The following is a 21,484-nucleotide window of genomic DNA, read 5'->3' as shown; positions in this document are numbered from 1 at the left end:
GGCTTAACTCGCAATATCCAGCAATGACTTCAACATTTCGTCAACGGCGTTCAGGATCTTGGTCGCCGCCTTGTAGGACTGCTCGATATCGAGGAGCAGCGTCAGCTCCTCGTCGAGGTTGACGCCCGTCTCATTCGAATAGGCTTCGTCGGAGCGTGACAGCGCCGCCGAGGTGTTTTCCGCCGCCGTCGTGGCGTTGCTGCGGTACTGCTCGAGCCAGCCGAGCGAATTCGTCGCGAATTCCATGATGCTGACGTTCGAATCGATGCCCGTCGTGGCGTCGAAGCCGACCGTCGGTCCCGCCGCCGGATCGAAATCGATGTCGGAGCCCAAGGCGGTATAGAGACGATCGAGGTCCGTCGTGTAGCCGCTGAGGTGGGTAGGATTGTTGACGAGGCCGGTAGCATTGATGCCGCCATCGCGCAGGCGCATCGGATCGCCGCCCTGCGAGGTGATGACGGTGCTGCTGACGCTGATGGTCGACGCCATGCCGGCAACCGCGGTGGCGCCGGTATCGACCGTGCCGCCGCTCCAGGTGAAGAGACCGGGCACATAGGCCGGGCCGGCCGCCGTGTTCTGCTCCTTGAAGAGCGAGACCAGGCCGCGGGCGATTTCGTCGAGCTGCTTCTGGAAGTTCGGGGCGATCTCGTCGCGGACCTGGAGGAGAGACTGAAGGCTTCCCTGCCCTGTCGTCGTCGATCCGCTGCCGCGCGGAAGGGCCACACCGTCAACATAAACCGAATTGCCGACAGTGGTGGCGGTATAGATATCCTGAGACTTGAACGTCACGGTGCGCGGAACCGTCTCGAAGAGGATCGTCCCGTCAGACGTGCTCAGCACCATGTCGTTATTGTCGCGTGTCGTCGTGTTGACGCCGACGATCTGCGAAATCTGCTTGAGAGCCTTCTCACGTTCGTCGAGAGCTCCGGATGCATCCGCACCCGAGGCCGTGGCGGTCTTCACCGCATTGTTGGCCTTCTCGAAGTCGCTGAGGAGCGTGTTCAGCTTATCGACCGCGGTGGCGATCTGCTTGTCGGCGGTGGCGCGAACGTCCTGAACGGATTGCGAGGCATTGTTCAGCGAGTTGGCGACGTCCTGGGCGGCGGTGATGGCGCCCTGGGCGGCGACGGTGCTGCCCGGCGTCGTGCGGAAGGCCTGAAGCTTCTGCTGAAAAACACCGAGATAGGTGGATGGCGACGTTTCGTAGTCGTTGCCACCCACGATCGACTTCAGGTCCTCGAGACCGCCGAGCAACGCCTGCTGGGCGCTGTCCTGAGAGGATGTCTTCAGGTATTGACGCAGCAGCGCATCTTCCTGCGCCCGGTCGATCTTGACGACCTGGGCACCGTTCAAGGACGTAGTGAGCATCGCCTGCCGGCGCACATAATCTTTGTTGCCCGCATTGGAGATATTGTTCGATACCACGCTGCTCTGAGTGCCGGTATTGTTGAATATGTTCTGCGCGGTATTAAGTGCGGATGTGAGCGACATGGCTTACCCGGTACCTTGCTTATCTCTTGAGGTTGACGAGGACGTCCATAATGTCGGACCCCGTCTGGAACACCTTGGAATTGGCGGTATAGCTGCGCTGCGATTCGATCATCTCGGTCAATTCGCCGGCAAGGTCGACGTTCGAGCCTTCGAGGGCGCCTGACTTGATGGTGCCGAGACCGTTGGTCTGCGGGAAGCCGGTAACGGTGACGCCGGACTGACCGTTGGCGCTGTAGACGTTGCCGCTCTGGAGCGTCAGCTTGTCGGGGCTGGCGACGTTGGCGAGCGGGATACGGTAGAGCGGCTTGTTGGTGCCATCCTCGTACTTGGCGTAGACGATGCCGTCGCCATCGATCGTGACGTCCTTGACCGGGCTTGCCGCCTGGCCGTTCGGCGTACCCGTGCCGGCAAAAGCGGCGCCGAGCTGCGTGAAGCCGGAGAGATCCATTTTGATGGTCTGACCGGTCACAGTATCGGCGATGTTAACAGAGCCCGTAGAGTTGGTTATTTTACCGTTGGCGTCGAAATCGAGCGTGGTTGTGCCAACGGCGCCGCCAGCGCTGTAGGGAAAGGAGGTCGTGCCGCCCGTTGCCGCATTGGCGTTGCGGAAGATCGCAACTTGCCAGCTGCTGTTAACGGCAGGAGGTGCCGGCGGAGGCGTCGCCGCGACCGAAGTCTTGGTGAAGTAGAAGTCGTACATCACCTTGTTGCCGAGCGTGTCGTAGGCGACCATCGAGAACTTCTTGGTGTCGGCCGTCGTGGTGGCGGCGTTGGCGCTCGGCAGCGTCGCAGGAGCGACCGGGGCGATGTTGGCGCCGGAATCGAGATTGCCCTTGAAGACCCCGGATGTCGAGGCGATGGCGGTCAGCCCTTCCTGGTTGACGTTGACAGGAACGAGGCCATCGAAGCCGTTGACGACGACAGCGGGAGAGCCGGCGTCGTAGGAATAGCCCATCAGCATGAAGCCGGCGGCATTGACGAGATTGCCTTCGTCGTCCTTGGTGAAGTCGCCGGCGCGGGTCAGAACCGGCGTGCCGTCCGCACCCTGAACGATGAAGAAGCCGTCGCCCGAGATCGCAAGGTCGGTGCCCGAGGTGGTGTAGGAAATATCGCCCTGGTCGGAGACAGACTGGCGGACCGAGGACTGAACGCCGCCGGAATTGTAATTGCCGCCCGAGGAAGGCAGAACAAGCGACGAGAAGCTCGTCGACACGGACTTGTAACCGGTGGTGTTAACGTTGGCGATGTTGTCGGCGACCGTGCTCAAGCGGTTGGCCTGAGCGTTCATCCCCGATACTGCCGTCTTCATGCTGCCGAAAATGCTCATCTGAAAACCTCGTTTTACCTGTTATGCACGAGAGTATTTGTCGGGCCTTGCGTGAAGCTGTCTGTCATGGCGAGTTGCGAGGCCAACTTTGAGGTTCAGCCGGGCGCCGCCGCCCGACCGGGAAAATCAGGCCCAATCGATGCAGTAGCCAAGGAAGCGCTTGGAATCGACCGGATCGACGCCGAGCTTCTTGCGCAACTTCTTGCGCAGCTTCGAGATGTGGCTTTCGACGACGTTCTCCTCGACCTCTTCATCGAAGATGCCGTAGATAGCGTTGAAGATCTGGGTCTTGGTGACCCGGCGACCGCGATTGGCGATCAAATATTCGAGGATGCGGCGCTCGCGCCGGGGAAGTGCGAAGACTTCGCCGTTGATCTCGGGGTCACGACCATCCGAGTAGACGCGGATCCCGCCGATCTCGGTGTAATTGGTGATCGCCTTCAGCCGGCGCCGGATCGCAGCCGCCCTTGCGAGGATCTCGCGGGGATGCACCGGTTTGCGCACCACGTCGTCGACGCCGCAGTCGAACAGCGCAAGGGTGTTTTCGAGCGAGTGCTGGTCGCTGACCGCAATCACCGGAGCCATCGACCGATCCCGGATCGCCCGGGGCAGTTCGAAGTTGCGCTGGCCCTGACCGATCAGAAAGGCCTCGACTGCAGCTATATCGGAATCAGCGGCGGTCTGTACCCACTCGGCGAATTCCGCCGGATCAAAGCCGGTAGAGGGAATGCCCTCACGCCCGAACAGAGATGTGTATCCATCTTTCACGAGCTCACGCTCATCAACCACTACGATCATTCGTCCGCCTCCGAATCAGTGTGGCACTTCGATGATCTATGGGTACGAATCGCACGAATCGGCGACAACTCGTTAAAGTTAATGGCAGAAACTAATAATTGATTAAGATCTGTGTAGCGATTTGATCTATATCTAGTGGGTACGCCTGATTATGCACACCAAAATTTCGTGGAAAAGTTAACGGTCGGTTAAATATAACTTGCGCAGGGATTCACGCCGGATTCCTGCCACATTGTGACACAGTTTCGTCACAATACGGCTCTTCCCTCTTTGGTTGAATCAATTTTGACAAAAGTTACTCGCATTGGGAGTCCACTTGCCATAGCCCGTGGCGACCAGATTGGCGATGACGCGGCAGACATATTGCTTCTGTGCCGGATTGTTGTTGGGTCCGGCGTGGTATCTGGCTACCGCCATCGTCCATGTCTCATGACGGTCATGCAGGTTGCGAAGGAATTTTGCAGCATACTCCACGTTGCGATGCGGGTCGAACATCTCCTCGGCGGAGCCGAAGTTTTCGCCGTGATAATAGTGGTTGATCTGCATGCAGCCAATGTCGATGAGCTTGGCACCGCTGTTGCGGGCGACATCGAACTGCCTCATGGCGTCCTGCTCCGAGGGCGGAAAGATCGCTTTGCCTTCGACGTTCATGGCATAGGGATAGAGCGAGCCTTTGCGGCCGGTCTCCGTCAGACCGACCGAATAGAGGATGCCTTCCGGGATGCCGTATTTAGCCGCTGCCGACTGGATTTCGCGTTCGCAGGCGCCGGTGGAGGCAACCGCCTCAGAGGTAAACGCCGCCAGTGCCGCTGCTGCCACCAGTACGAGCGTCCTCAATACCAGTCTCGCCTGCACCATTGAAGCCTCCGTCCGTCCGCTGTGCCGTCTGATTGTGGCGCTCGCGCGCCTCGCCGCCCTGGCCCTGCTGGGGAGGCGATTGCTGCTGGGAGGCCTGGCCCTGGTTGCCGGCGTCGGGACGCTCGACCGGCGCCATGCTGATGGTGACGTTTTCGACTGCGTAACCCTGGCTGCGCAGAGCTTCGAGAATCTTGCCGTGATCTTCCTTCATTTGACGGTAAGCCGCCCCGGTTTCGACCTTGAGGTCGACGTTCAGGGCGTCGCCGGACAGGCGCATGGTCGCCGTCACCAGGCCGAGATCGAGCGGGTTCATCTGGATCTTCAGCGTATTGACCACCTTGCCGGTGCTCGTCCATTCCGCTGCGTTGGAGAGCGCCGAGCTCGGCTCCATGGCGCGCGCCCATTCGGAATCGCCCGAGAGAGCAGCGGTCACGGCGGCGGAATTCGAATTCTGCATCAGGCCGATATAACGGCGCGATTCGAGCACCGAAACGTTTTCGACATCGGTTTTCTTCGAGCCATCTTTCTGACCGGCCTGATCGGTGCCGATCTGGACATCCATCGAGACGCCGCGGCCATCGGCACGGCTGATCCTAAATGTTTTGCCATCGGCAGCTTCGGCAGCCTCCGATCCGGGAACCTTGATATTATCTGCCGTGCCACTCTCGACGTTGCCGCTGACTGCGGCAAGAGCGTCGGACGCATGGCCGCCCGCCGTATCGAGTTTCTTGTCGGCCGTTCCAGCCTCATCGACCTTGGCGGAGACGTGATGCGCGGCTGCCGCCGTCGGCAAGGTCACTGCACCATCGGCAGGTTCCTGCTTCAGCAGGCCGAGAACATCGGAAATGCCGCCGTCATCATCGTCGCTGGCGTTGTCCTTATCGGTTTCCAGCGCGTCGGCCTTGGTGTGTTTGCCGCCCTTGGCTGCCGGAGAGACCTCGTCTGCGGGACTGTCCTTCGGATCGAGCTTGCCGAAGGCGAGATCGGCCGGCATTTTGATCTCAGCCTTTACGGGCTTTGCCGCGGCCTTTTCAACACTGGCAATCGTTTCCGGCTGAACATCAGCCTGCGCCCTCAGAACGGCGTCGCCAAGATCGATCAACGGCTTTGCGCCGTTGCGGCCGCGGATCGTCTGCGCCGCTTTCTCGGCGCTGCCATCGGCAACCACGCCCTGATCCGGCTGCGCATCGTCGGCATCGTCATTGGCAGCACTGCCGCTTGCCTTGGCCAGCGCGTCGGAGAAGCCGTTCTTTTGGCCGGCGGCATCGTCTTTTCCGGCCGGTCGCGCAGATTTCGCAATCGCGGCGGACTCCGCACCGGGGGCTCCGCCCGAGACGCTCATATCCATCATTGTTCGTTGCCTTCCTGCGCCAGAAGACCGTCGATCTCGTCGAGCTTGGATCGATTGGTCGTCACAAATGCGTTGAATGAGGGGTCGGTATCCCGGCTTTGGCCAGTCGATGCCACACCTCCTGGAACAGGCTCGGGAAGCGCGCTTGGCGTTCCCGGTTGCGTAGCTATAGCCACAGCCTTTTCAGAAGTGATTTCTTGATGGTCAGTGTTAGGATCCGAGGCTTGCGTCAGGCTTGCCGGGTCGGGAGCGCGCAGGATCTGCTCGGCAACCGATCGCGCCGCCTCCTGCAGCGCCTGATCCCGCGGCGAAAGCGCGTTGCCGTCGATGCCGCTGACATTCTTCGCTGCCCGGTCGATATCCTCTGTCGGAAGGCCGGCCATACCGCCATAGAAATCCGCGAGCGGACCGAAGGCATTGTCGGTGCCGGCGCCCAGCGACTGCACACGTTCGACCGCCATGCGCGCCAGTTCCGGCTTGCCTGATATCGCGGCTGCGCGGGCAATACGCAAATAGACCTCGCGCTGGCGCGGAGCGTCCATGAACGACAGGATGTCGATGACGTCCTGTGGTTTCACGTCGTGATCGTGACCGACGACGAGCGTGACGAAAAGATCGGCGAACTGGCTGGCATAGGGCGAATGCAGGAAGCGTCTGACATAACGCTGCGAATAGGCCATTCCCTTATCAAGCATTCCCTTGTCGACGCAGATGGCAACGGAGCGGCGCAACGCCGCCTCCTCGACGATCGTACCGGGTGCTGCAAGACGCGCCTGGTCGTAGAGATCCAGCGCGTCAGCCGGTTTCGTCGCGATCAACACGTTGCCGCCGATCAGCGCAAGATAGGGGCCGATCTTCTTGTCGCGATATTCCCTGGCCGTATCCACGAGCGTCTTGGCGACGAGGAGCCCCTTGCCGCTCAGATATTTGCGCAGCACATCGGTGACGCGGTTGTCGAAATAGCCGTTGACGTCGTGGGCAATCAGATATTCGAGCGTCTGGGGATTGCCGCCGCTCATCGCGTAGATCAGCGCTGCGTCGACATTGCGGTCGTCGTCGAACGTCGAAGGATCGACGGTGCGCAGCCGTTCGTCGATCGTGCCCAGCATGAAGCGCTGCATCTCGCCGGCCGAATGATCGCCACTGACGACGGAATCCTGCACGAATTGCAGCGACCGCAGCATCTTGTACGGCGCGAGATCATCCGGATCCTGTGCATTGCCTGCGGCCGGCGAAAACATCGCCAGGCCAAGGGCCACAAATCCGACGTAGCGATGCTGCCGACGCGCCATTCGACTATCCTTGATCCGCCTGCACCAGAATCTCGATCCGGCGGTTGGTCGCGTTGAACGGGTCAGACGGCAGCTTCAGCCGACGGTCGGCGAAGCCGGAGACCTGCGAGATGCGTTTCTCGTCGAGCCCGCCGCGCACAAGCATGTAGTAGGCGCTCTGGGCACGATCCATCGAAAGCCGCCAGTTCTCGTTCTGCGTGCCCTTATACTGGCGCCCGTCCGTGTGGCCGCGGATGGCAACCGCACCATCCCTCGCCTTCAGGATCGCGCCGATCTTTTCCATGGCGAGCACCATTTCCTGGCGCGGAACTGCAGAACCGATATTGAACATCGAATCGTCGGTCTGGTCGGAGATGCTGACCAGCAATCCGCCCTCGGACGCCGTCACGCTCAGGCCTTCGGCGAGCTTGCCTGCAACGCCGCCGATCTGCTGGGCGATCTCTGCCTGCAATTGCTCGGCTTCCTTCTGCTGCTCGGTCTCGGCGGCGCGCTTGTCCGCATCCTTCTGGTGATCGGCGTCTTTCTGAGCTTCGGCCTTCTTGTTCTCGGCCGACTTGCCGGCCGGCGCCTTGCCGTCCCTGGCGTCGACCGCGCCCTTGGTTTCCTTGGTTTCCTTGGTCTCCTTGGTTTCCTTGGCGGCCTTCTGATCGGTGGTCAGCGGTAAAGGCTTCATATCCTCGACCTTGGCGATCTCGCTTGTCTCGCTCTCGACCGCCTGCTGGTCGCTCTTGCCGGGCGGCAACGTCTTGCCGGCCGTCGTGACCTCAACCTGTTTCGTCCAGAAATCCGGATCGAAGGGATCACGATAGGCCTCGCCGCCATCGGCGCCGGTGGCCGGGCCGGAATCGGCGGCGCCGCCGTCGCCCTTGGCGCTGACATTGGCCTGCTGGCCGACTTCCTGGGCGATTTCGGCCAGAACCGAATAAGGATTTTCGAAGAAATCGGCCTCGGAATAATTGGTTTGGTCGCCTGATGTCGATGTCTGGTCGTCACCATCGGCCGCAGCCTTGCCGTCGTTCGGATCTTTTTCCTTCTGTTTCGACTTCTCCTGCTTCTCCTCGCCCTCGGCGTTGTCGACGGGCTTCTTCAGGCCCTTCTCGGTCGGCTTTTCGTCGGAGAGTTTGATCGGATTGAAATAGGTCGCGACCGAGGCCTTGGTCTCCTCGTTGGCGGCATTGACCAGCCACATGACCAGGAAGAACGCCATCATCGCCGTCATGAAGTCGGCATAGGCAATTTTCCACGCACCGCCATGGGCGCCATCGTGATCACCGCCGCCATGTCTCTTGACGATAATGATCTCGTTCTTGCCGTGGTGGTGGTTTTCGCCTTCGCTCATTCGAGAACTTTCTTCAAGCTGGCCGCCCAGGCGGACATACGGGTGACGATAACGGAATCACCGATTTCGACGGCAAGATCGATATCGTCGGTCTCAATGTGGCGAACCGCGCTGGCATGTTCACCGAGCTCGGCCTTCAAGATGTCGAAAAGCCGGGTCGGCCCCCTGACGACGACCGCTCCAGCCGCGCCTTCGAGGATCGCGTCACGCAGCAGAGAGGCGAGGCTCTCGGCAGCCTTGGCGGCAAGCGCCTCGGTCATCACAGGCGCGATGGCAACGGCGGCGCCGGCGCTGACCAGCTGCGCGACCTCTTCGGCGATATCGCGGATGCGGGATGCAATGACCGCCGCCGCCTCGACTTCGTAACGCAGCTTCAGCTCTTCGAGTTCACGCGCATGGACTTCCGCCAGCATCCGCGTCTCGAGTTCGTATTTCTCAGTCAGTTTCACGGTCGCTGCAGCATGACCTTCCGCATAGGCTTCGCGGCGCTCCGCCTCGACGTCGATCGCCGGTTCGCTCGGCATTTCGGGGAAAGCGTCGCCGCCGAAATCGTCCATATCAAGGATCGGCGCTGACGATTCCGGTTCACCGAAATCCTTCAAATACCGGGAAAGCGTAATGCTCATAAAAAACCATCCAGCATTCGGGAGGCATGCAGCATGCCCGCCCCCGCCCAAAGTGACCTTGCGCGCCGGCATCTCCCTTCGAAACGGGCAAGGGCCTGACCCTGCGCCGGCACGGATTCGAACGATGCCTTCATGCCGGAAACTAAGAAGTCAAACTTGCGCGAGGATGAATGGCGCCGCCACCCGTGATCGCGCCCACCCCCTACTCCAGCAGGATCAGGACCTTGCTGGCGGCGGTGTTGAGGATCGAGATCGCTTCGACGGCCATCTGCTTCTGGGTTTCGATCGCCTTCTGCCGGATCGAAGCCTCGTCCATGTCGGTATCAACGAGCGCACCGACGCTCTTGTCGATCGAATCGGACAGATCGGCGGTATAGTCGATCTGATCGTCGATGCGGGTCTTCATCACGCCGATGGACGCGGCCGTCGTCGTCAGCGAGGAGAGCAGCGCGTCGGTGACGTCAAGCATGTCGGTAAGTTGCGCATCGGTCGTGCTCTTGCCAATCGCAATTTCGGTACCGGTCGCCGGCGTGGTGGAATTGGCGTTCAGCAGATAATAATTCCGCGACGTCGTGCCACTGTTATTGATCGCATTGGCATCGACCGCCTTGGTGAACAGGCCGCCGCTCGCATTGTTCTTGTCGACGAGAATGGTCTGCGAGGATGGGAAATCGATGGTCTGGGCCTGATATTCGCCGGTCGGAGCGCGCACGAAACCAGAGATGACCTGCCAGTTCGGCGGCGCGGCGGTATCGCCGTTCAACAGCCAATTTTCACCCGCAAACGACGTCGATTCAACGACCGTCTGCAGCTGTTCCTTGTACTCGCCGATCTCGGCGTTGATCTTGTCCTTGTCGGCGCCCGGCTCTCTTGCCGAAACCAACTTGGCGCGAATGTCGCCTATGAGATCGATCGCCGAGTTCATCGCCGTGTAGGTGGCATCCACCTTGGCAGCGCCGAGACCGAGCGCATCTCCGATCGTTCCGAGATTGGTGCTGTCCGAGCGCATGACGGTCGCGACCGACCAGTAGGACGCATCGTCGGCGGCCGTCTCGATACGATACCCCGAGGACACCTGTTGTTGGGTCTGGTTGGCTTCTTTGTTGATGCTGCGCAGCACCGCAAGCGCATTCACCGCGGCCGCGCTGGTAATCTTAACGGTCATCGACAGGTCTCGGAATCGGGGTGATAGGGCAGGCCGGATTGCCGGCGGCGACTGAAGTGGCGTCATGCCTCCGGCAGAGTTTCTACCGGCGTGTCGCAAAAGCAAATCAACTCGAGGCGAAGTTAACTCGATAACAACCTGTTGGGCAAGAGCGCAGCACTGAGCCTGGCGCAGCGATCGAAGTGCCGACCAAGGCTTTGATATAAAAGAATAAACCGCGCCGTTTCGGGCGCGGTCCAGGAGGGTTTTCGATTGCTGCCAGACGATGGCGCAAGATTCGGTCCAGCTTCAGCGTCTGATTTAGCTGCGGAACAGCGTGAGGATGTTCTGAGCGCTGGAGTTGGCGATCGACAGTGACTGGATGGCCAGCTGCTGCTGCGTTTGCAGCGCGGTCAGCTTGCTCGATTCCTCTTCCATGTCGGCATCGACGAGGCGGCCGACGCCCGAGTCGATCGAGTCGCTGAGCGCGCCGACGAAGTTTTCCTGCAGCTCGATGCGAGTGGAAATCGAGCCGAGCTGCGACGCAGCCTTGGTCATCGCTTCGAGGCCGGCCTCGATTGAGGTCAGGGCCATGGCGATCTCAGGTGAGCCGAAGGTGCTGATATCCATCGAGTAGATCGAGCCGATTGTACCGGATGATGTGCCGAGAATGCCGGAGCTCGTCTCGATCGTGCCAGTCGTGGTCATGCCGAAGAGGACGTTGCCCGCGGAGCCCGAGTTCAGAATGTAGTCCGTTGTCTTGACCGAGACATTGCCGTTGCCATCGCGCACGAAGGTGGAAACGACGCTCTTGGTGCCGTCAGCGCCGGCAACCCAGTTTTCACCGGAGAAGGAAGCCGATTGCGCGATGCTCAGGAGCTGCTGCTGCAGCTGGCTGATTTCTTCCTGAATCTTGGTCTTGTCGACGCCCTTTTCGGTCGCGGCAACTATCTTCGCCTTGATTTCGCTGATGATGTCGATGGCGCTGTCCATGGCAGAGTAAGCGGTGTCGACCTTGGCGGCGCCGAGGCCGAGAGCGTCGGAAACGGCGGAAAGTGCCTTGTTGTCCGAACGCATGGTCGTTGCGATTGACCAATAGGCGGCGTTATCGGCGGCCTTTTCGACGCGGTAACCCGACGATACGTGGTTCTGCGTCGTCTCAAGGCTGTCGTTGATGCCGCGGAGTGTCTGAAGAGCGGCCATCGCCGCGACGTTCGTCAAAATGCTGGTCATAAAATGATTGCCCCTTGTTGGCAGATGGAAAAAAGGGACATTCCGGAAAGCTACCGGGAACGGGGACCAGCCTCATGCCTGTTAACCGGTTCTTAAATTTGGTTAACCCGCCGTCTCGTTGACCGCAGAAGACAGCATTATGGTTAATCAACAGTTAACGGAAATTAAAAAAGCCGCGCTCCATAGAAGCGCGGCTCGATTCCTGGCTGCCCGCCGGAGACCGGCGGGCCGACGTTTCCAAGGGTTATTAGCCGCGGAACAGCGTGAGGATGGTCTGCGAAGAGGAGTTCGCGATCGACAGCGACTGGACCGCCAGCTGCTGCTGGGTCTGCAGGGCGCTGAGCTTGGAGGACTCTTCTTCCATGTTGGCATCGACGAGACGGCCGACACCGGAGTCGATCGAGTCGCTGAGAGCGGATACGAAGTTTTCCTGCAGTTCGATGCGCTTGGAGATCGAGCCGAGCTGAGCGCCGGCGCTGGTCATGGCCTTCAGAGCCGATTCAACGTTGGTCAGAGCCGACTGGATCTGGCCGAGGGTGAAGGTGGTGATGTCCATTGCGTAGACAGAACCGGTCGCACCATTCGAAGTACCGAGGATACCCGTGGAGGTTTCGACCGCGCCGCCGCTCATGCCGAACAAAACGTTGCCCGTGGAGCTGTCGTCGAGAATATAGTCGGTCATCACAACCGAAACGGCGTTGGAGCCGTCGCGGACGAACGAGGAAACAACGTTCTTGGTGCCGTCAGCGCCAGCAACCCAGTTTTCACCGGAGAAGGAAGCCGACTGAGCGACGCTCAGGAGCTGCTGCTGCAGCTGGCTGATTTCTTCCTGGACCTTGGCCTTGTCGACGCCGTTTTCAGTGGCGGCAACCAGCTTGGCCTTGATGTCGCCGACGACGTCGATGGCGCTGTCCATGGCGGAGTAAGCGGTGTCGACCTTTGCAGCGCCGAGGCCGAGAGCGTCGGAAACGGCGGAAAGTGCCTTGTTGTCAGAACGCATGGTCGTTGCGATCGACCAGTAAGCGGCGTTGTCGGAAGCCTTGCCGACGCGATAGCCGGACGAAACGTGGGCCTGGGTTTCCTGGAGACCCTGGTTGATGCCACGGAGAGTCTGGAGGGCTGCCATTGCAGCGTTATTGGTGTTGATGCTCGTCATAGTTTGCTTGCCCCTTGTTGGCAGATTTTAAGAAGGGACATTCCGGATTTTCGGCCGGCCCACAGCGATCAGCATCATGCCTGTTAACCATCTCTGTTAGGGTTAACTCGCCGTTTCGATGGGCCTAGAAAACAGCAAGATGGTTAAGGAAAGCTAAATCAGGATCGGAAATTAATCAAAAATATCTGAGGCTTAGAAGGTTTTTCATTAACCTTATATTAAAACATTTCGCGGCCGGGGATGACCCGGCCGCGAAACTTGAAACCTTGTGCCGGCCGGTCTTAGCGGAAGAGCGACAGGATGTTCTGCGAAGAGGAGTTCGCGATCGACAGCGACTGGATCGCCAGCTGCTGCTGGGTCTGCAGGGCGCTGAGCTTGGAGGACTCTTCTTCCATGTTGGCATCGACGAGACGGCCGACACCGGAGTCGATCGAGTCGCTGAGAGCGGACACGAAGTTGTCCTGGGCGTCGATGCGGCTGGAGAGCGAACCGAGAGCAGCGCCGGCGCTGGTCATGGCCTTCAGAGCCGCTTCAACGTTGGTCAGAGCCGACGCGATCTGGCCGGAGGTGAAGTTGGTAATGTCCATTGCATAGACAGAACCGGTCGCACCGTTCGAAGTGCCGAGGATACCCGTGGAGGTTTCGACCGAGCCGCCGCTCATGCCGAACAGAACGTTGCCCGCAGAGCCGCTGTTGAGAACGTAGTCGGTCGTCTTGATCGAAACGGCGTTGGAGCCGTCGCGGACGAACGAGGAGACGACGCTCTTGGTGCCGCTAGCGCCGGCAACCCAGTTTTCGCCGTTGAAGGAAGCCGACTGAGAGATGCTCAGGAGCTGCTGCTGCAGCTGGCCGATTTCTTCCTGGACCTTGGCCTTGTCGACGCCGTTTTCAGTGGCGGCAACCAGCTTCGCCTTGATGTCGCCGACGACGTCGATGGCGCTGTCCATTGCGGTGTAAGCGGTATCAACCTTGGCAGCGCCGACGCCGAGCGCGTCGGAAACAGCCGAGAGAGCCTTGTTGTCCGAACGCATGGTCGTTGCGATCGACCAGTAAGCGGCGTTGTCGGAAGCCTTTTCGACGCGATAGCCCGACGAAACGTGGTTCTGCGTCTGGTTGAGGCCCTGGTTGACGTTACGCAGCGTCTGGAGAGCGGCCATTGCGGAAGTATTCGTGTTAATGCTTGTCATAAGTCTGTCCCCTGGAAAACTAGATACAAAAAGGAGGACATACCGGACTATAGTACCGGCGATGACGGACCAGCTTCATGCTACTCGGCGCCTTTTTTTGTTTGGCCCAAACCCGTCATGTCCAGGGCAATTTCGCAGCCAATGCTTGCCAACTCCTTAAAAATACGGGGCCCAGACCGGCTCCTCGCAGGGCATAGTTAATGCTTGCTGAATATATTCCTTGGCATCCTATCGTCCTTGAAAACCAAGTGTTTTCCCTAGGCTAAGGTCGGCATTTTCCCGCAAATACAGAGGCTCATTAAGCGCACCGGTTTCAAGCAAGCTTCGTATGCCAATGTGGCAGGCACCGGGATAGCACCATCGGACCGATCCGCCGTTTTTGCGGAGGACGGCCTGTCCGTGCCTCGGCGATCGACGCCAGAACATTTCCTTCACGGAGTTGGGTTTTGAACAGCAAAGTTTCGTTCTCTGCGGCATCCAAGGACTACCAGATGGGCCGCTACACACAGTCTTTGGCGACGCTCAATCAGCTGATGGATGTTCAGCAAGACGCCAAGACCTATGCGCTGCTGGCCAAGAACCTCGTGCAGCTCGGTTTCAAGGCCGATGCCGCGAAAGCCTATGGCCTGGCCGGCAGCTGTGAAGGACCGAATTCCTACGAATACCAGAAGCAGGCGGCCAAGCTGCACTACGAGACCGGCAGCGAGGACGATGCTCTGCTGATCGCCATGCGAAACCTCAGCAAGGCGCAGGAAGACCCGGAACTCGCCTTCATCATCACCGCGATCTATCTGAAGCGCCAGCAGCGCGATATCATCCGCCCGTTCAAGACGGTGCTGTCGCAGAGTGCCAATCCCGATCATATGCGCCTGGCGGCGCTGCTACTGAGTGACGACCTGAACGACGCAACCAACCAGAGCCTGTCGCGCAACCTCTTCAAGCGGTTTCCAGGCAATCTCGCATTCCGCTTCCTGCATCTGGTTTTCGCTCGCGAATTCAATGAGTTCGAGGAGGCAAGCAAACATCAGGCGGTGATCGATGCCTCACTCGCAAAGGGCGATGTCGAGATCCTGCGCAAGGATAACCCGTTCTATCATCTGCACTGGTGCGGCAACGAGGATTTCAACCGATATGCGACGATCGGCACCACCCCCCTCGACCCGGAACGGGTGGCCTTCCGCCGCAACCAGCCGCACAGCTGGTCGGACAAGATCCGGATCGGCTACATGTCATCGGATTTCTGGGATCGGCACGCGACGATGAAGCTCTTGCAGCGCATCCTCGAACTGCACGACAAAGACCGGTTCGAGGTGACGCTCTTCTGCCATACAGGACCTGAGTACCTCAAGCATAACAATACCGACCGCAGCCGCTGGGGCCGGGTCGTCACCGTTCACGGCTTCTCCGACCAGGGGATGCTCGCAGCGGTACGCGAGCATAATATCGACATCATGGTCGACCTGAAGGGCCATACTTCAGGCAGCCGCGCGTCGGCCTTCAATTTGCCGCTCGCGCCGGTGCATGTCGGCTGGCTCGGTTTCCCCGGCAGCACGGTCAATATCGATCTCGACTACGTCATCGGCGACCATTCGGTATTACCCGAGGTGGCCAAGCCCTTCTACCATGAGAAATTCTGCCGGCTGCCGGAGAGCTACCAGCCGAACGACCCGATGCATCGCCCGAAGCCGCGCCCTGTCACCCGCGAGCAGCTCGGCCTGCCGGAACACGCCTTCATCTTCGCGTCCTTCAACGGCAACCGCAAAATCACACCGGAGACGATCGACAGCTGGTGCCGCATTCTCAAGCGCGCGCCGAACAGCGTGCTCTGGCTGATGGCGAACACGCCGCGCAACCAGGCGAACCTCCTGAAGCAATTCCAGACGGCAGGGATCTCCGCCAAGCGGATCATCTTCTGCCCGCGCGCGCCCTATGAAGAGCACATCGACCGTCAGCAGGCGGCCGACATCGGCATCGACACCTTCCCCGTCAACGGCCATACGACCACCTCGGAGCAACTCTGGGGCGGCCTGCCGGTCCTGACCGTCAAGGGCACCAACTTCGCCTCACGCGTCAGCGAGAGCCTGCTTAGGGCCATCGACCTGCCCGAACTCGTTGCAGCCGACCTGCAGGCCTATGAGGATCTTGCCGTCGAACTGGCGCAGAACCCCGTGCGGATCGCGCAATACAAGGCGCATCTCAAGGAGAAGCGCTATATCGCGCCGCTCTTCGATGCCGAACGGTTCTGCGACCATCTGGAGCAGGCCTATGAAGTCATGGCCGACCGTGCCAAGCAGGGTCTTGCACCCGATCACATGGACATTCCGGCGCTGCCGCCGCGCACGGCGCCGTTCGCGGCCGAGTGAGGGCTTTTCGACCAACTACGCAGCGCCGCGCATCCTTCGGACGCTCAAAGGACGTTTTAGAGCGGGATTGTTTTAGTCGGAATCGGAACAGGGATTCCCTTTCTGGTGCAAATCAGATTCACCATTCTGGCCGGTGCAGGAGGCCGGTCTGGATGGCGAAACCTTTTTCGGATGATCTTCGGGAACGCGTTGTTGGCGCAGTAACGCGCGAGGGCCTGTCGTGTCGAGCGGCGGCAAAGCGCTTCGGCATTGGCATCAGCACCGCGATCGACTGGGTCCGGCGCTTGCGTGAGACGGGCAGCGCGGCTCCCGGCCAGATGGGCGGGCACAAGCCACGGGCGATCTCAGGTAAACATCGGGTCTGGTTGATCGATCGCTGCCACATGCAGGCGTTCACCTTGCGCGGGTTGGTGGCGGAACTCGGAGAGCGCGGCCTGAAAGTGGATTACAGCGCCGTCCGGACCTTCGTGCATGAGGAAGGGCTGAGTTATAAAAAAAGACGTTGGTCGCCAGCGAGCGCGAGCGGCCCGATGTTGCCGCCCGGCGGGCGCGCTGGCTGAAGCATCGCCATCGCATCGATCCATCTCGCCTTGTCTTTATCGACGAAACCTGGACGAAGACGAATATGACGCCGCTCAGGGGCTGGGCGCCGCGCGGCGAACGGCTGTTGGGCCATGCGCCCTTCGGCCACTGGAATACCATGACTTTTGTCGCAGCCCTCAGGGCCGACCGCGTCAGCGCACCGTGGATCATCGACGGCCCGATCAATGGCGAACGCTTTCGCATCTATGTCGAGAGGGTGCTGGTACCGGAGCTCAAACCCGGCGACATCGTCGTCATGGATAATCTCGGCTCGCACAAGGCCGGCGCTATCCGTGCCGCCATCCGCAAGGCCGGCGCCAGATTGTTCTTCCTGCCGCAGTATTCCCCCGATCTCAATCCGATCGAAAAACTCTTCGCCAAGATCAAGCACGAGCTGCGCAAGGCGCAGGCTCGAACCCGACAGGCCATCGACGACGCGCTGGCAGCCACCCTTCAAACCGTCTCGCCGAAAGAGTGCCAAAACTACTTCAAGGAAGCCGGATATGAACGGACATAAAACAATCCCGCTCTAGCATCTCGAATTGCGGCATAATTAAAGAACCCGCCGGAGCGATCCGGCGGGTTTCTCATTGGCGAATATCAACCGGCGGCAGCCGGTCAGTTGAACGAACGCACCAGGCTGCCGACCAGCAGGTTCCAGCCGTCGATCAGCACGAAGAAGAGAATCTTGAAAGGCAACGAGATTGAGGTCGGCGGCAGCATCATCATGCCCATCGCCATGGTGATGGTCGCGACGATCAGGTCGATGACGAGGAACGGCAGCACGACGAGGAAGCCGATCTCGAAGCCGCGGCGAATTTCGGAAATCATGAAGGCCGGGATCAGCACCCGATAGTCGATCGGATTGGTCGTCTGGATATTCTGTCCGCGTTCGCGCGCCAGATCGACGAAAAGCGCCAGATCCTTGTCGCGGGTATTGGCCGCCATGAAGGTGCGGAAGGGTTCGGCGATACGCTGGACCGCCTCGGTCTCATTGATCTGATTGGCAAGCAGCGGCTGCACGCCGTTCTGCCAGGCCTGATCGAAGGTCGGCGACATGACGTAGAAGGTCATGAACAGCGACAGCGACAAAAGGATCATGTTGGAAGGCGTCGAAGAGAGGCCCATCCCTGAGCGCAGGATCGAGAAGGCGATGACGAAGCGCGGGAAGCTCGTCACCATGATCAGGATGCCCGGCGCGACCGAAAGAATGGTCAGCAGGCCGAATGTGCGGATGATCCAGGCGGCGACGGAGCCATCGACCGGGATCTTCAACAAGTCAGTCGGCAGCTGCTGTGCCACCGCCAGTTCCGGTACCGCCATCATGGCGGCAAGGAAAACTATGAGACGAATCATTCGATGACAAATGTCCTGAACATGACCTTCGATACCCGCCCTTGCGAGCGAAGGTCAACACGTTCCTGTATGTCATCCTTGAGATATTGAAAGCCGCGCGGCCCCTCGATCTGCTGAAGGGAAACGGTTCTGATATAGGCGAGGATATCCTGATGAATATCCTCTGAAACCTTGACATCCGGCGGCCCGTTGAACAGCAGCGCGACTTCGAGTCGGACCCAGTTTTCCGAGGGGTAGGCGAGGTTCGAGGTGATCGGTTCGAGTTGGACGACGTTGTTGGCCTCGGTCGAGATCCGCGCCAGACCTTCCTCGGCCTTCTTCTTGGCCTCGGCGTCCTTGGCCTGCTCGACCTCCTTGGCGCCCTTGACGTTGGGTGCGACGATCGTGCCGACCGCCCAGCCGCCGCCGGCGCCGACGAGGGTCAGGACGGCGATGCCGATGATCGTCATCAACGAGCCGGATTTCTTGTTCGGTTGACCTGCGCTTACGTCTGGCTCTGCCATCGTCGTTCAGCCTCAAAGCGGCGAGAAAAGATCGACGGCCTGCTGGCCGCGCGGAGGCTGCTGCACTTCCATCAGACGGCCGCGGCCACCGTAGGAGATGCGGGCTTCGGCGATCTTGTCATAGGAGATCTGATTTTCGGCATTGACGTCCTGCGGACGAACAATACCGGCGACGTTCAGGATGCGCAGTTCCTGGTTCAGGCGGACTTCCTGCGAGCCCGATATGACGAGGTTGCCGTTTTCGAGAATGCCGGTGACGACGGCGGCGACCAGAAGGGTGAGCTTGTCGGTGCGCTCGATCTTGCCTTTGCCGTCGGTGCTGGTGTCGGACCCATAGGTCAGGTCGGTCTTGGACTCGGGCGTCCAACCGAAGATCTGGGCGTTGACGTCCCAGTTCATGCCGCTCGAATTCTTGCGGCTGCGGTTGGTCTCGTTGTCGAAGGAGCCTTTGTCGTTGATCTGGATATCGACGGTCAGGATGTCGCCGACGTTGAGCGCGCGCGCGTCCTTGAAGAGGGCGGCCTGCGAATCGCTCCACAACGAATAGCCCTGCGCGACGGCGCGCGGCTGCTTCGGATAAAGCGCCATCTGCGGCGTCTGGCCATAGGCGAGGCCGCTGCCGATCGGGCTCATGGCGGGCGCACGGCCGATCTCGCTGACCGCCGTCGGAGACTGGCAGCCTGCAAGGAGTGCGAGGGCGGCGATCGCGGCCGGGAAACGCATATTCATGAAGGATCCTTCGACGTATTGGGATCGGACGCACTGGCGATGACGCTGGCGATGACCGCGGCCTTTTGCGGGTCCATCTCGTTGAGGATGAGGCTCGACTGCCGCGGGCCGAGCCGCATGATCACGGCAGAGGCCACCTCGATCTTCATGTCCTGCAACTGGAGCGCGGCCGCATCCGGTTTCATCTTCCTGTAGATCTCGGTGAGGCCGGCTTCCGCCTGCTTCAGGAAATCGTCGCGCCGCTTCAGCCAGTCCTGGTATTCGGCCTTACGCTTGTCCATCTCCGCCATGCGAGCGTCGATGTCGGCGCGAAGCTTTTCCAGTTCCTGCTTCTGCAAGAGGTAACGCTGGTCGCGGGCGGGATCGGCAATGTTGGTGCAGAACTGCTTGACCTCGTCCTGGGAGGTGATGTCGCCAGCCGGCGCATGTTCCTGCGCGAAGGCGCCGGGGATCGACAGAAGGACGAGGCCCGCGGCCGGCAGCGCCAGCCGGCGCAGCAGTTGCAGAACCGTCATGTCACGGTTGATGATATCAATCATTGCAGCACAAGCTCCGCCTGAAGGGCGCCCGCCGACTTGATGCCCTGGAGAATGGCGATGATGCCATCCGGTTTCACGCCGATATTGTTAAGGCCGGCGACGAGAGTCCTGAGGTCGGGGCCGTCGATGATGGCGACGCGCCCGCCGGTCTGCTCGGCGGCAATATCGGTCTGCGGCTGGACGGCGGTCCGGCCTTGCGAGAAGGGTTCAGGCTGAATGATCTGCGGCGTCTCGGTGACCTGAACCGTCAGCGTGCCGTAGCTGACGGCGACCGGCGAGACGCGGACGTCCGAGCCGATGACGATCGTTCCGGTGCGTTCGTTGATGACCACCTTGGCCGGCGTGTCGGTCTCGACGATGAGGTTTTCGATATCGGCCATCAGCCGGGTGAGATCGGCCGTGCGCGGCTTCTGGATCACGACCTCCTGCGAATCCTTGGCTTCGGCAACCGGGCCGCCGAAGCGCGCCGAGGCATAACCGTTAACGATGTCGGCGATACGAATCGCCGTCGAGAAGTCGGGGTTGCGCAGTTGCAGGACGAGATTGACAGAGTCCTCGAAGCGGGACGGCAGCTCGCGCTCGATAATCGCGCCGCCCGGAACGCGGCCGGCAGTGGTGACGCCCTCGGTCACGGTCGCCGCCTGGCCCTGCGCCTGAAAACCGGAGACGATGGCGGCACCCTGCGCAACGGCATAGATTTGTCCGTCGGCGCCGGAAAGCGAGGTCATGACGAGCGTGCCGCCGCGCAGCGACGTCGCATCACCGAGCGAGCTCACCGTCACGTCGATACGGCTGCCAGGGCTTGCGAAAGGGGGCAGGTTGGCGGTGACCATCACGGCTGCAGTGTTCTTGGCATTGGACTGGCCGCCCTGCGTCGAGATGCCGAGATTCTGCAGCATCGCGCGCATCGACTGTTCAGTGAAGGGCGAGGACCGGAAGCCGTCGCCGGTCCCCTGGAGGCCGACAATGAGTCCATAGCCGATCAGCTGGTTATCGCGGCCGGCCTGAAGGGAGGCGATGTCCTTGATGCGGGAGGTCAGCGCCCAGGCGGGCGCGACATCAGCCAAACTCATGGCGAGAACCGCGACAAGAGTGACGAAACGGAAGAACAATTTCATTTTGCCCTCACATGGACCGTGCCGTCCGCAAGCACCGTGCCGCTGACGATGACGCCGGAATCCATATTGCGGGCGCGGACGACCTGCCCGGTTGCGCCGTCTTCAAGCGGCGTGCCAGCGGCGGAAATCGTCATCGCACCGAGCGAGAAGACCAGGCGGATCGAAGAGCCGCGGGTCACCGTATAGGCCTCGCGCAGGGCCGAGACCGAGATCGTGCGGCCCGGTAACAGCGTGCGCTTGGAAACCATGCCTTCGACCTGCGAAACGGACTTGGCATAATCGCCGGCGAGGTTAGGGTTGGTGACCTCGACCTCCTGGAGCTGGCTGGCCGACAATGTGTCGCCGGGGTAGATGATCGTGGTCGGGACGACGGCATAACCCATGCCGGCGTCCGCCGACGCGGGCAAGACAATGCCCGCGACTGCGATCGTGGCTGCCGCCACCCATCCTGAGATGTGTGCTGCCCGGCAAAACATCATGTTTCGGCCCTTC

20 protein-coding genes are annotated in these 21,484 nt (G+C 60.5%); 2 read left to right on the top strand and 18 right to left on the bottom strand.

Going from position 1 to position 21,484, the window contains the following annotated elements; all coding sequences use genetic code 11:
* Window positions 1-3 precede the first annotated feature (3 nt).
* From flgK to N2A41_RS01715, 12 genes are all read right to left on the bottom strand, one after another.
* The gene (gene flgK / locus N2A41_RS01770; RefSeq protein ID WP_260110087.1) at window positions 4-1,491 is read right to left on the bottom strand and encodes a flagellar hook-associated protein FlgK; all 1,488 of its coding nucleotides are present in this window, start codon (window positions 1,489-1,491) and stop codon (window positions 4-6) included.
* Window positions 1,492-1,510: 19 nt separating this feature from the next.
* Window positions 1,511-2,818, bottom strand: coding sequence for a flagellar hook protein FlgE (locus N2A41_RS01765; RefSeq protein WP_017967047.1), 1,308 nt, complete (start codon window positions 2,816-2,818; stop codon window positions 1,511-1,513).
* 126 nt (window positions 2,819-2,944) lie between these two features.
* Window positions 2,945-3,616 carry a transcriptional activator Rem gene (gene rem / locus N2A41_RS01760; protein ID WP_260110086.1) on the bottom strand — a complete coding sequence of 224 codons (672 nt, stop codon included), beginning with the start codon at window positions 3,614-3,616 and terminating at the stop codon, window positions 2,945-2,947.
* Between the two features lie 279 nt (window positions 3,617-3,895).
* Window positions 3,896-4,453, bottom strand: a complete 558-nt coding sequence (locus tag N2A41_RS01755) for a lytic transglycosylase domain-containing protein (RefSeq protein WP_260111095.1) — start codon at window positions 4,451-4,453, stop codon at window positions 3,896-3,898.
* Window positions 4,401-5,825: a flagellar hook-length control protein FliK gene (gene fliK, locus N2A41_RS01750; protein WP_260110085.1), complete on the bottom strand. Its 1,425-nt coding sequence runs from the start codon at window positions 5,823-5,825 to the stop codon at window positions 4,401-4,403. Before fliK ends, N2A41_RS01755 begins: the two co-directional genes overlap by 53 nt.
* Window positions 5,822-7,117: a chemotaxis protein MotC gene (gene motC / locus N2A41_RS01745; protein ID WP_260110084.1), complete on the bottom strand. Its 1,296-nt coding sequence runs from the start codon at window positions 7,115-7,117 to the stop codon at window positions 5,822-5,824. The genes fliK and motC overlap by 4 nt, the downstream gene beginning before the upstream one ends.
* Window positions 7,118-7,121: 4 nt before the next feature.
* Entirely contained in the window at window positions 7,122-8,456 is a 1,335-nt protein-coding gene (locus tag N2A41_RS01740; RefSeq protein ID WP_260110083.1) for a MotB family protein, read from the bottom strand.
* On the bottom strand, window positions 8,453-9,082 hold the full coding sequence (locus N2A41_RS01735; RefSeq protein WP_260110082.1) for a hypothetical protein: 630 nt from the start codon (window positions 9,080-9,082) through the stop codon (window positions 8,453-8,455). Before N2A41_RS01735 ends, N2A41_RS01740 begins: the two co-directional genes overlap by 4 nt.
* 202 nt (window positions 9,083-9,284) lie before the next feature.
* A complete protein-coding gene (locus N2A41_RS01730; protein ID WP_170281090.1) occupies window positions 9,285-10,247 on the bottom strand; it encodes a flagellin N-terminal helical domain-containing protein in 963 nt (320 codons plus the stop codon).
* Between the two features lie 300 nt (window positions 10,248-10,547).
* Complete coding sequence (locus N2A41_RS01725) at window positions 10,548-11,459, bottom strand: flagellin N-terminal helical domain-containing protein (protein WP_017967039.1); 912 nt, start codon at window positions 11,457-11,459, stop codon at window positions 10,548-10,550.
* A gap of 247 nt (window positions 11,460-11,706) precedes the next feature.
* Window positions 11,707-12,615 carry a flagellin N-terminal helical domain-containing protein gene (locus N2A41_RS01720; protein WP_222299321.1) on the bottom strand — a complete coding sequence of 303 codons (909 nt, stop codon included), beginning with the start codon at window positions 12,613-12,615 and terminating at the stop codon, window positions 11,707-11,709.
* 281 nt (window positions 12,616-12,896) lie between these two features.
* Complete coding sequence (locus N2A41_RS01715; protein WP_222386379.1) at window positions 12,897-13,802, bottom strand: flagellin N-terminal helical domain-containing protein; 906 nt, start codon at window positions 13,800-13,802, stop codon at window positions 12,897-12,899.
* A gap of 446 nt (window positions 13,803-14,248) precedes the next feature.
* Here N2A41_RS01715 and N2A41_RS01710 point away from each other — a divergent pair, with 446 nt between their 5' ends.
* Together N2A41_RS01710 and N2A41_RS01705 are read left to right on the top strand one after the other, a co-directional pair.
* Window positions 14,249-16,165: an O-linked N-acetylglucosamine transferase, SPINDLY family protein gene (locus tag N2A41_RS01710; RefSeq protein ID WP_222386380.1), complete on the top strand. Its 1,917-nt coding sequence runs from the start codon at window positions 14,249-14,251 to the stop codon at window positions 16,163-16,165.
* Window positions 16,166-16,317: 152 nt separating this feature from the next.
* Window positions 16,318-17,264 (top strand): IS630 family transposase gene (locus tag N2A41_RS01705; protein WP_222282285.1). Its coding sequence is split into 2 segments (ribosomal slippage): window positions 16,318-16,656 and window positions 16,659-17,264, totalling 945 coding nucleotides; the frame shifts between segments, so codons are not numbered across the junction.
* 101 nt (window positions 17,265-17,365) lie between these two features.
* Here the strand turns inward: N2A41_RS01705 and fliP are convergent.
* The 6 genes from fliP to flgA are packed head-to-tail and all read right to left on the bottom strand — an operon-like array spanning window position 17,366 to window position 21,471.
* The gene (gene fliP, locus N2A41_RS01700; protein ID WP_260110081.1) at window positions 17,366-18,103 is read right to left on the bottom strand and encodes a flagellar type III secretion system pore protein FliP; all 738 of its coding nucleotides are present in this window, start codon (window positions 18,101-18,103) and stop codon (window positions 17,366-17,368) included.
* Window positions 18,100-18,606: a flagellar basal body-associated FliL family protein gene (locus tag N2A41_RS01695; RefSeq protein ID WP_222386382.1), complete on the bottom strand. Its 507-nt coding sequence runs from the start codon at window positions 18,604-18,606 to the stop codon at window positions 18,100-18,102. Before N2A41_RS01695 ends, fliP begins: the two co-directional genes overlap by 4 nt.
* A 12-nt stretch (window positions 18,607-18,618) precedes the next feature.
* The gene (gene flgH, locus N2A41_RS01690; protein ID WP_003556536.1) at window positions 18,619-19,335 is read right to left on the bottom strand and encodes a flagellar basal body L-ring protein FlgH; all 717 of its coding nucleotides are present in this window, start codon (window positions 19,333-19,335) and stop codon (window positions 18,619-18,621) included.
* Window positions 19,332-19,874: a MotE family protein gene (locus N2A41_RS01685; RefSeq protein WP_064249915.1), complete on the bottom strand. Its 543-nt coding sequence runs from the start codon at window positions 19,872-19,874 to the stop codon at window positions 19,332-19,334. Before N2A41_RS01685 ends, flgH begins: the two co-directional genes overlap by 4 nt.
* Window positions 19,871-20,992: a flagellar basal body P-ring protein FlgI gene (locus N2A41_RS01680; RefSeq protein WP_017967032.1), complete on the bottom strand. Its 1,122-nt coding sequence runs from the start codon at window positions 20,990-20,992 to the stop codon at window positions 19,871-19,873. The genes N2A41_RS01685 and N2A41_RS01680 overlap by 4 nt, the downstream gene beginning before the upstream one ends.
* Window positions 20,989-21,471, bottom strand: coding sequence for a flagellar basal body P-ring formation chaperone FlgA (gene flgA, locus N2A41_RS01675; RefSeq protein WP_222294975.1), 483 nt, complete (start codon window positions 21,469-21,471; stop codon window positions 20,989-20,991). The genes N2A41_RS01680 and flgA overlap by 4 nt, the downstream gene beginning before the upstream one ends.
* Between the last annotated feature and the right edge of the window lie 13 nt (window positions 21,472-21,484).

Origin of the sequence: Rhizobium sp. SRDI969 (assembly GCF_025152725.1) — a bacterium.
Taxonomy (GTDB): domain Bacteria; phylum Pseudomonadota; class Alphaproteobacteria; order Rhizobiales; family Rhizobiaceae; genus Rhizobium; species Rhizobium leguminosarum_I.
This window is presented reverse-complemented; position numbering and strand designations above follow the sequence as displayed.